This window comes from Rhodococcus sp. ENV425 (genome assembly GCF_002887785.1).
In the GTDB taxonomy this organism is placed as follows: Bacteria; Actinomycetota; Actinomycetes; order Mycobacteriales; family Mycobacteriaceae; genus Rhodococcus; species Rhodococcus aetherivorans.
This window is the reverse complement of record NZ_PCZU01000247.1, coordinates 5958-15381: the sequence shown is the minus strand read 5'-3', so window position 1 is coordinate 15381 and position 9424 is coordinate 5958. Positions and strand designations below refer to the sequence as shown.

At 70.9% G+C, this 9424-nt stretch carries 9 protein-coding genes; 7 read left to right on the top strand and 2 right to left on the bottom strand.

The genetic code is table 11. The features are described from left to right. The first annotated feature begins 35 nt into the window (after window positions 1–35). From CQZ88_RS21540 to CQZ88_RS21515, 6 genes are all read left to right on the top strand, one after another. The gene (locus tag CQZ88_RS21540) at window positions 36–1022 is read left to right on the top strand and encodes a glycoside hydrolase family 26 protein (RefSeq protein ID WP_006930651.1); all 987 of its coding nucleotides are present in this window, start codon (window positions 36–38) and stop codon (window positions 1020–1022) included. Window position 1023: 1 nt separating this feature from the next. Beyond that, window positions 1024–2265, top strand: coding sequence for a PP2C family protein-serine/threonine phosphatase (locus CQZ88_RS21535; protein ID WP_006930649.1), 1242 nt, complete (start codon window positions 1024–1026; stop codon window positions 2263–2265). Next, the gene (locus CQZ88_RS21530; RefSeq protein WP_102800290.1) at window positions 2262–4226 is read left to right on the top strand and encodes a glycosyltransferase; all 1965 of its coding nucleotides are present in this window, start codon (window positions 2262–2264) and stop codon (window positions 4224–4226) included. The genes CQZ88_RS21535 and CQZ88_RS21530 overlap by 4 nt, the downstream gene beginning before the upstream one ends. Beyond that, entirely contained in the window at window positions 4223–4561 is a 339-nt protein-coding gene (locus tag CQZ88_RS21525) for an STAS domain-containing protein (RefSeq protein WP_006930645.1), read from the top strand. The genes CQZ88_RS21530 and CQZ88_RS21525 overlap by 4 nt, the downstream gene beginning before the upstream one ends. Continuing rightward, the gene (locus tag CQZ88_RS21520; RefSeq protein ID WP_006930643.1) at window positions 4551–4976 is read left to right on the top strand and encodes an ATP-binding protein; all 426 of its coding nucleotides are present in this window, start codon (window positions 4551–4553) and stop codon (window positions 4974–4976) included. The genes CQZ88_RS21525 and CQZ88_RS21520 overlap by 11 nt, the downstream gene beginning before the upstream one ends. Before the next feature lie 301 nt (window positions 4977–5277). Beyond that, window positions 5278–6693, top strand: a complete 1416-nt coding sequence (locus CQZ88_RS21515; RefSeq protein WP_102800289.1) for an amino acid permease — start codon at window positions 5278–5280, stop codon at window positions 6691–6693. A 79-nt stretch (window positions 6694–6772) separates the two neighbouring features. On the opposite strand, the gene CQZ88_RS21510 is transcribed toward CQZ88_RS21515, so the two are convergent. Then, window positions 6773–7792 carry an Rv2578c family radical SAM protein gene (locus CQZ88_RS21510; protein ID WP_006930639.1) on the bottom strand — a complete coding sequence of 340 codons (1020 nt, stop codon included), beginning with the start codon at window positions 7790–7792 and terminating at the stop codon, window positions 6773–6775. Between the two features lie 74 nt (window positions 7793–7866). Between CQZ88_RS21510 and CQZ88_RS21505 the strand changes: the two genes are divergently transcribed. Further along, window positions 7867–8226, top strand: a complete 360-nt coding sequence (locus CQZ88_RS21505) for a RidA family protein (protein ID WP_029543516.1) — start codon at window positions 7867–7869, stop codon at window positions 8224–8226. 60 nt (window positions 8227–8286) lie between these two features. Here CQZ88_RS21505 and CQZ88_RS31525 read toward each other — a convergent pair. Continuing rightward, on the bottom strand, window positions 8287–9424 hold a 1138-nt coding region (locus tag CQZ88_RS31525), incomplete at its 5' end, for a carboxyltransferase domain-containing protein (protein ID WP_258008717.1).

Genomic DNA, 9424 nt, shown 5'->3' with positions numbered 1-9424 from the left:
CGGCGACGGTTCGTCCGGGATGCGAGGGTGGAGCGGTGAGAAACGGACATCCTCGCCCGGCGGCGGTCGCGGCGGGCCTCGCCGTCGCGGTGTCGACCGCCGTGGGATGCGCGCCGGCGATCGACTGCGGCGCCGCGATCACGCCGCTGCACGAGCCGGTCGGCGCGTGCCTGCGATTCGGCGTGAGCACGCCCGGCGGCCCGACCGCCGTCGACGAGTTCGAACGGGTCGCCGAGATCGCGGGCACTCCCCCAACCGTGGTGCTGTCGTTCTCCGACTTCGCCTCGCCGCCGCCCGTCGCGGGGCTCGCCGCCGTGCGGCGGCTGGGCGCCGACCCGATCGTCACGTGGGAGCCGTGGCGCTGGCTCGGCGACGGGCGGTACGAGCGCGGCGAGTTCACGATGGCGTCGATCGCCGCGGGCGTGCACGACGACTACCTCTACCGCTGGGCCGACGAGCTCGCCGCGTGGGGTTCGACCGTCTACCTGCGTTTCGCGCACGAGCCGAACGGGACCTGGTACCCCTGGAGTCCGGCCGGGGGGACACCGCCGCACGTCTACGTCGCCGCGTGGCGTCACGTGCACGAGTTGTTCGCGTCGAAAGGGGTGGCCAACGTGAAATGGGTGTGGGCTCCGAACGTCTCGTTCGAGGGCAGCAGCATGATCGCGGACCTGTACCCGGGGGCGGAGTATGTCGACGTGGTTGGGGCCGACGGATACAACTGGGGCGCCACGCAGCCGTGGAGCCGCTGGACGTCGCCGCGGGAGCTGTTCGAGGAGACCCTCGACGAGCTCGGCCGGATCGCGCCGGGCAAGCCGATCGTGGTCACCGAGGTGGGCAGCACCGACGTCGGCGGGTCGAAGCCGGACTGGGTCGGCGACCTGATCTCCTTCCTCGACGACCGGACGGATGTGGCGGCGTTCGTCTGGTTCGATCACGACAAGGAAACCGACTGGCGGCTGGCGAGCACCCCGGAAGCGGCTGCCGCGCTGGCGGAAGCCCTGCAGAGGGGGCAGCGCTGACATGACGACCGACGCCTCGCACCTCCCCGACGACCTCGAGGACCAGCGGGTCCGCGACCTCGAACGGCTGGAGATCCTCGACACGCCCCGAGAAGACCGGTTCGAGCAGATCACCCGCATGGCCCGACACGTGTTCGGGGTGCCCATGGCGAGTGTGGCACTGCTCGACCGGGACCGGCTCTGGTTCAAGTCCCTCCAGGGGCTCGACCTCGTACAGGTGCCGCGCGAGGAGAGCATGTGCAAGACCACGATTGCGCGCACCTACCACCATCCCGGCGATCCGACGCTGATCGTGGAGGACGCCTCCGCCGACCCCCGGTTCGCCGGCATTCCCGGTGTCGGCGGCGCCGACGGCGTCCGCTTCTACGCGGGCTACCCGTTGTACGGTCCCGCGGGTCATCCCGTCGGCACGTTCTGCATCTACGACACCGAGCCGCGGACACTCGACCCCGACCAGCTCGACGCGTTCGCCGAACTCGCCGAATGGGCGCAGCGGGAACTGCAGCGCGCCGACGAACTCGATCGCGCCGCCGCGATGCAGGCCCAGCTGCTGCCGCGCCCGTTGACCGGGCTGCCCGGATTCGAGGTGCAGGCCGTGTGCATTCCGGCGTTCGTGGTCGGCGGCGACTTCTACGACCACTACCGGTTGCGCGGCGGGCTGGTCGTCACCGTCGCCGACGTGATGGGCAAGGGCCTCGGCGCGGCGATCCTGTCCTCGGCGGTGCGCTCCACGTTCCGCGGCGCGTCCCGGGTGATGGAGCGGTTCAGCCACGCCGAGGCGTGCAGCGTCCTGGACACGGGCGCCGCGCTCGGCGCCGCCGCCGAGAACCTCACGGACGACTGCGAACACACCGGCACCTTCGTCACCGTGTTCCATGCCGCCGTCGAGTTCGCCACCGGGTCGGTGGACTACGTCGACGCCGGGCACGGCCTGGCCGCGATCCGCCGTCGCGACGGCTCCGTGGTGCCGCTGGCCGGCACCGGACTACCCGTCGGCGTGCTCCGCGAGACGTCGTGGCAGGCGCAGTGCACGCGCCTCGAACCCGGTGACACGCTGGTGATCTGCTCCGACGGGCTGCTCGACCTGCTCGACGAGCACAGCGACCGGGAGGCCCTGTACCGGTTCGTGGCCGACCATGCGACGCCGCACGACCTGACCGAGGCGGCGCGGGCGCTGGCCGAAGGCAACCCACCGATGGACGACGTCACCGTCGTCGCCGTCCGTCGCTGCGAGGACGCATGAATGCGGCCGGTGCGGACCGCTACCCGTCGCCGGGCCTGCGGATCCTGATCACCGCGACGGTGCTGCTCGGCGTGAACTACGTGGTGTGGCGCTGGCTGTTCTCCGTCAACTGGTCCGCGTGGTGGATCGCGGTGCCACTCGTCGTCGCCGAGACGTACAGCCTGATCGACTCGATGCTGTTCGGGCTCACGATGTGGCGGTGGCGCCGGCGGGCCGCGCCGCCGGTCCCGCCGGACGGGCTGACCGTCGACGTCTTCATCACCACCTACAACGAGCCGGTCGACCTGGTGATCGGGACCGCCGAGGCGGCGGCACGCATCCGGTATCCGCACGAGACATGGATCCTCGACGACGGGGAGCGGCCCGAATTGGAGCGCGCCGCAGCCGAACTCGGGGTCCGGTACATGACGCGGGCGGCCAGCTGGACGAACAAGCCCCGGCACGCCAAGGCGGGCAACCTCAACAACGCCCTGCTGCACACGCACGGCGAGTTCATCCTCGTCCTCGATGCCGACCAGGTGCCCGACCCGGAGATCCTGCACCGCACCCTCGGCTACTTCGAGGATGAGCGGACGGCCCTGGTGCAGACACCGCAGTACTTCGTCAACGTGCCGGACTCCGATCCGCTGGGCAGCCAGGCCCCGCTGTTCTACGGCCCGATCCAGCAGGGCAAGGACGGCTGGAACGCCGCCTTCTTCTGCGGCTCGAACGCGATCCTGCGCCGCGAGGCGCTGATGCAGCTGGGCATCACCGGCTACGTCCGTGCCGTCGAGGAGGGCGTGGTGCGGGCGCTGCGCACGGCCGGCAAGGTGCTCGACCGGGCGCGATCCGAGGTCGGTGCGAACCAGCCGGAGGTTCTCGCCGCCCTCGATTCGGTGCGGGTGGCCGTGCGCACGGCCCGCGCGGCCGTCCGGCAGGGACAGCCGCTCGCCGAGGTGACCTACCGGTTCCAGCAGAGCGTGGACGAGGCCGCGCGGGCCGTGGTCGACGCGGACGCCGGATCGATCCGCGCAGACCTGGAGGCGATCGCCGCCCTGACCGCCACCCCCGGGTCCGACGCCGACGGAGTTCTGCTCGACGAGACGACACTGTCGCGCCTCGCAGACCGCGAGTGGTCGCCGCTCGGGGCACTCGAGTCGATCCGCACGATGATCCGCGCCGTCGACGTCAGCCGCGACGACGAGGCCGAACCGACGCTGGCGCTGGCAACGATCTCGGTGACCGAGGACATGGCCACGTCGATGCGCCTGCACGGGGTGGGCTGGAAGTCGGTCTACCACCACGAGGTGCTCGCGCACGGTCTCGCGCCGGAGGACGTGGGCACGATGCTCACCCAGCGGCTGCGCTGGGCGCAGGGCACGATCCAGGTGATGCTGCGGGAGAATCCGCTCGTGCAGCGAGGATTGACGATCCCGCAGCGGCTGATGTACTGGGCGACGATGTGGAGCTACCTCGCGGGTTTCGCGGCCGTCGCCTACATCGCCGCGCCGGTGATCTACCTGATCTTCGGAGTGCTGCCCGTGCAGGCCTACAGCTGGGACTTCTTCGGCCGGCTCATCCCGTTCCTGCTGTTGAACCAGCTGCTGTTCTTCGTGGTCGGTCGGGGCACCCCGACCTGGCGGGGGCAGCAGTACAGCCTGGCGCTGTTCCCGGTGTGGATCAAGGCGTGCTGGACGGCGTTTCGCAACGTGTACCTGCACAAGCCCCTCGACTTCGCGGTGACCCCGAAGACGCGGCAGGGCCGCGCCACGCTCCCGTGGGGCAAGGTGCGGTACCAGATCGCGGCCATGGCGCTGCTGGTGATCGCGTCGGTGGTGGGCGTGGTGCGCTTGTATCTGGGCGCGAGCTCGGTGCTGGGCGTCGGCGTCAACCTGTTCTGGGTGCTGTTCGACCTGGCGATCCTGAGTGTGGTGATACCGGCGGTCCGCTACCGCGGGCCCGACATGGAAGGAAGACGATGACGCACTTCGCAACCCGCACCACCGGCTCGGACGTGGTGGTGGTCCGGCCCGAGGGCCGGCTGAACATGGTCGCCGCACCGCGGCTGCGGGAACAGCTGCGCGGCCTCGTCGAGGGCGGGTCCGCCCGCGTCGTCGTCGACCTCGGCGCCACCGAGTTCATCGACTCGTCGGGGCTCGGGGCGCTGGTGTCGGGGCTCAAGGCCGCCCGGCAGGCCGGCGGGGACCTGCGGCTGGCGGCGCCCACGGCGCAGGTGCGCAGCGTGCTGTCGCTGACGAGCCTCGACCGCGTGCTGCGCACGTACGACTCCGCGGACGCCGCGTTCGATGGCGACTGACCCCGGCGCGGGATCTTGGGCCCTGACGACCGTCACGGGCGCCGACACGCTCACCGACGTGCACGCGCTGATCGAGAAGATGATGTGCGCGGGGCAGGTGGAGGACGAGGATCGCTTCCCGTTCGAGATCGCGGTGGCCGAGATCGCCGCCAACATCGTCGAGCACGCAGGCGACGGCGCTCCGGTCACGATGCGGCTGGAGCTGCGCCTGTCCCCGGACCGGATCGAGGCCTGCTTCCACGACGACGGCCGGCCCGCGCGCGTCGACCTCGAGACGGTCCGGATGCCCGGGGACATGGCCGAGCGGGGCCGGGGCCTGGCGATCGCCCTGGCGGCGCTGGACGAGTTGTCCTACCGCAGGCGGGGCGGCAGCAACCGGTGGATCCTCGTGCGGGAACGGACCGACCCGGCATAACCGCGCACCGGTCCGCCCGGGGCCGGCCACGCGACCGGCCCGGCGTCCGCCCTCGCCGCGGCGACCGAGATGCCGACTTTGTCCGGACCACCCCCGTTAACTTCCCGTTAAGTCGACTCCCGCGCGACCGCTCGGACCGCCGGAAAAGCCCAGGCCGGCGCCGCGCATCTGCCGTTTCGTCGAACGTCGGGATCGACGGCTCGCCGATGTGTCTATTACAGCGGCGGAGCGGGAACCTCAGACTCAGGCGGTCGAGAGGTACATCACACTCGATACCAAACCTGGTTGTGAAGGGGTTCCCATGTCGAACAGCGATCAGCCCGAGCTGAGGCACACGCTCGAGAAGCGGCACCTGTCGATGATCGCGATCGCGGGTGTCATCGGTGCAGGCTTGTTCGTCGGCTCGGGCGCTGCGATCCGGGAGACCGGTCCCGGGGTGCTGGTCGCCTACGCACTCGCCGGGGTGGTCGTCGTGCTCGTCATGCGCATGCTCGGCGAGATGGCGGCGGCGAATCCGCAGACGGGGTCGTTCTCGGCGTACGCCGACCGGGCCATCGGCCGATGGGCCGGGTTCTCCATCGGATGGCTCTACGCCTGGTTCTGGATCATCGTCCTGGGCATCGAAGCGACGGCCGGCGCGGTGATCATGAACCGCTGGATTCCCGGCGTGCCCCAGTGGACGTGGGCGCTGGTGCTCATGGTCGTGCTGACGCTGACCAACATCGCGTCGGTGAAGTCGTTCGGCGAGTTCGAGTTCTGGTTCGCCGCCATCAAGGTCACGGCGATCGTGGCGTTCCTCGTACTCGGCGTCCTCGCGATCTGCGGCTTTCTGCCCGGCGTCGAGGCGCCGGGACTGAGCAACCTCACCGGTCACGGCGGCTTCTTCCCCAACGGGACAGGTGCCGTACTCGCCGGGGTCCTCGTCGTGGTGTTCTCCTTCTTCGGAGCCGAGATCGCGACCATCGCCGCCGGCGAGTCCGCCAACCCGGCCGAGGCGGTGCGCAAGGCGGTGCGGTCGGTCGTGTGGCGGATCCTGATCTTCTACATCGGCTCGATCGCCGTCGTCGTCACCCTGCTGCCGTGGGACGACGCCTCGGTGGCGTTGAGCCCGTACGTGGCGGTCATCGACTCCTTCGGCATCCCGGCGGCCGCCACCATCATGGACGTCATCGTGCTGACGTCGGTGCTCTCGTGCCTGAACTCGGGCCTGTACACCGCCAGCCGCATGATCTTCTCCCTGTCGCGCCGCGGTGACGCCCCGCCGTCGCTGGCCACCATCGGACGGTCCGGTGTGCCCCGCAACGCGGTTCTCGTCTCCACCGTGGTCGGCTTCCTCACCGTGGGCCTGAACTACCTCTACCCCGAGACGGTGTTCCTGTTCCTGGTCAATTCCTCCGGAGCGATCGCCCTGTTCGTGTGGCTCGTCATTGCCGCGTCCCAGCTGCGCATGCGCCGCTCGCTCGAGGCCCAGGGCCGGGAGCTGTCGCCGAGGATGTGGCTCTTCCCGTACCTCACCTGGTTCACCATCGCGGCGATCGTCGCGCTGTGCGCCGGCATGATTGCCCTGGAGAGCACGCGCAGCCAGATGCTGACGTCCTCGGCCCTCGCCGCCGTCGTCGTCGGAGTCGGCGTGTACCGGCAGCGCCGCAGTGGCGCTCCGGCTGCGCCGGTGGACGCGAACGCCGGCGTCGCCGACGTGGTCCCGGAAACCACCTGACCGACCGGCCGGTGTCGCCCTCGCGGGTACCTGCCTCACCCCGGGGGGCGACGTCGTGTCCCGAGTTCCGCAGCGCCGCTCAGAACAGGGTGGGGTCCGCCGACTCGGCTGCCGGCCGCGGCGGCGCTGCGACCGGGCGCCGGTGCTCGGCCACGCGCGCGCCGAGCCCGTAGCGGGACACCAGCGGATCGACGCGGTCCTTCAACCACGTCTTGTACTCCGGTGAGACGTACGCGCCGCGGCCGTAGATCTGCCGGTACCGCCGGATCAGGGCGGGGTGCTCCTGACCCAGCCACGACAGGAACCAGCCGCGGGTGGCGCCGCGCAGATGCATCGGCAGCACCGTCACGCCGGTCGCCCCCGCCGCCGAGATCGCACCGAGCAGATCGTCGAGGTGCCGGGTGGAGTCGGTGAGGCACGGGATGACCGGTGCGACCATGACGTGGCAGGGCAGCCCGGCGTCGCTGACGGCCCGGATCAGGTCCAGACGTGCCTTGGGCGACGGGGTGCCGGGTTCGATCTGCTTCTGCAGGTCGGGCTCGCCGATCGCGAGGGAGACGGCGACGCCGATGTCGACCTGCCCGGCGGCGAGGGTGAGCAACGGCAGGTCGCGGCGCAGCAGCGTGCCCTTGGTCAGGATCGAGAACGGGGTGCCGGATTCGGCGAGGGCCCGGATGACGCCGGGCATCAGCCGGTAGCGGCCCTCGGCCCGCTGGTACGGGTCGGTATTGGTGCCCAGGGCGACGTGCTCGCGCTTCCACGACCGTCGCGCGAGTTCGCGGCGCAGCACGGCCGCGACGTTGGTCTTGACCACGATCCGGCTGTCGAAGTCGCGGCCCGCGTCGAGGTCGAGATACTCGTGGGTCGGTCGGGCGAAGCAGTATCGGCACGCGTGCGAGCAGCCGCGAAAAGTGTTGACGGTGAAGCGGAACGGCAGGTTCGACGCCTCGGGGGTCTTGTTGAGCGCGCTCTTGCACAGCACCTCGTGGAAGGTGATGCCCTCGAACTCGGGGGTCTGGACGCTGCGGACGAGCCCGGCCCGTTCGAGGCCGGGGAGCGCGCCGTCGTCGACGTCGAGAGTCTGTGCCGCCCACCGCATGCAGCCAGTCGAACATACGTGCTAACGACAGTCAAGCGCGGGGCGGCGGGGGCGGCCTGACAGAATTCCGGGCCATGACCCGTGTGAACATCTCGTCCGGCTCCGAATGGGAGCCCAGGATCGGCTACTCCCGCGCCGTGCGCATCGGCAACCAGATCGCCGTGTCCGGCACCACCGGCGCCGGCGACACGCTCGCCGACCAGACGCGCGCCGCACTGAAGACCATCGAGGCCGCGCTCGGCGAGGCCGGCGCCTCGCTGACGGACGTGATCCGCACGCGCATGTACCTCACCGACATGTCGACATGGGAGGAGGCCGCGCTCGTGCACGGCGAGGTGTTCGGCGAGATCCGCCCGGCCTCCACCATCCTCGAGGTCTCGAGCCTCATCGACAAGGGCCTGTTCATCGAGATCGAGGCCGACGCCGTCGTGTAGGCGGCTGCGCCGCCGGTGCGTCCTTCGGGCGGCAGGAACAGCCCGAAGGACACACCGGTGCTACGCGCCCGCGGCCTCCCAGCGGGCGCGCTCGGCGGCGAACGCCACCGACTGCACCTGCTGGAAGGCGTCGATCGACGCGGCGTTGCCGGCCAGGAACCGCTGGTGCTCGGCCAGGGAGAACGTGCCGTCGGTGATGTCCACCCCCCCGCCGCGGCCCGCCGCGAGGTCGGCGCGCAGGTCCATCAGCTCCTCCGGTTCGACGGGATACCAGGAGATCCGGTCGAAGAAGCGCAGCAGCCACGGTGTGCCGGCCTCGAACGGGCCCGCGGCCTGCGGGTGGCGGTGGTTCCACACCTGGGTCGTGCGGCCGACGAACTGGTAGCCACCCGGGCCCTCCATGCCGTAGATGCACAGGTACGCCCCGCCGATGCCGACGGCGTTCTCCGGCGTCCACGTGCGGGCCGGGTTGTACTTGGTCGTCACGAGCCGGTGCCGCGGGTCGAGCGGGGTCGCGACCGGCGCCCCGAGGTACACGTCGCCGAGACCGAGCACCATGTAGTCGGCGGCGAAGACGGTGTCGAACACGTCGTTCACCGAATCGAGGCCGTTCATCCGGCGGATGAACTCGATGTTCCACGGGCACCACGGCGCATCCGCCCGCACCCCGTGCATGTACCGCTGGATCGCCTCGCGGGTGGCCGGGTCGTCCCACGACAGGGGCAGGCGCACCCGCCGGCTCGGCACCACGAGCTCGTCGCTCGCCGGGAGCTGCTCCTCGGCCTCGGCGAGCAGATCGAGCAGCGTCGGCACCGGCAGCACGTCGGGGTCGACCTTGACCTGGAGCGACCGGATGCCGGGGGTGAGTTCGAGCAGGCCCGCGGGGCGTTCGGTGTCGAGCCGCCGGTGCAGCGCGTGCACGCGGGCCCGCAGCGCGAGATCGAGCGTCATGTCACCGTATTCGACCAGGACGTTGTCGTCGCCGCTGCGCCGGTAGGTGACGGCGGTGTCGCCGTCGCGGCGGGCGAGGACGCCGTCGTCGCCGTCGCCGCCGGGCGAGACCACCAGCGACAGCCCGGCGCGACGGGCGACGCCGAGTGCGCGGCGCGACGCGGCGTGCTCGGCGCGGACGGGCACGAACCGCACCGTGTGCCCGGGCGCGAGCTGGCCGAGCTTCCACCGGTCCGCGGCGACGACG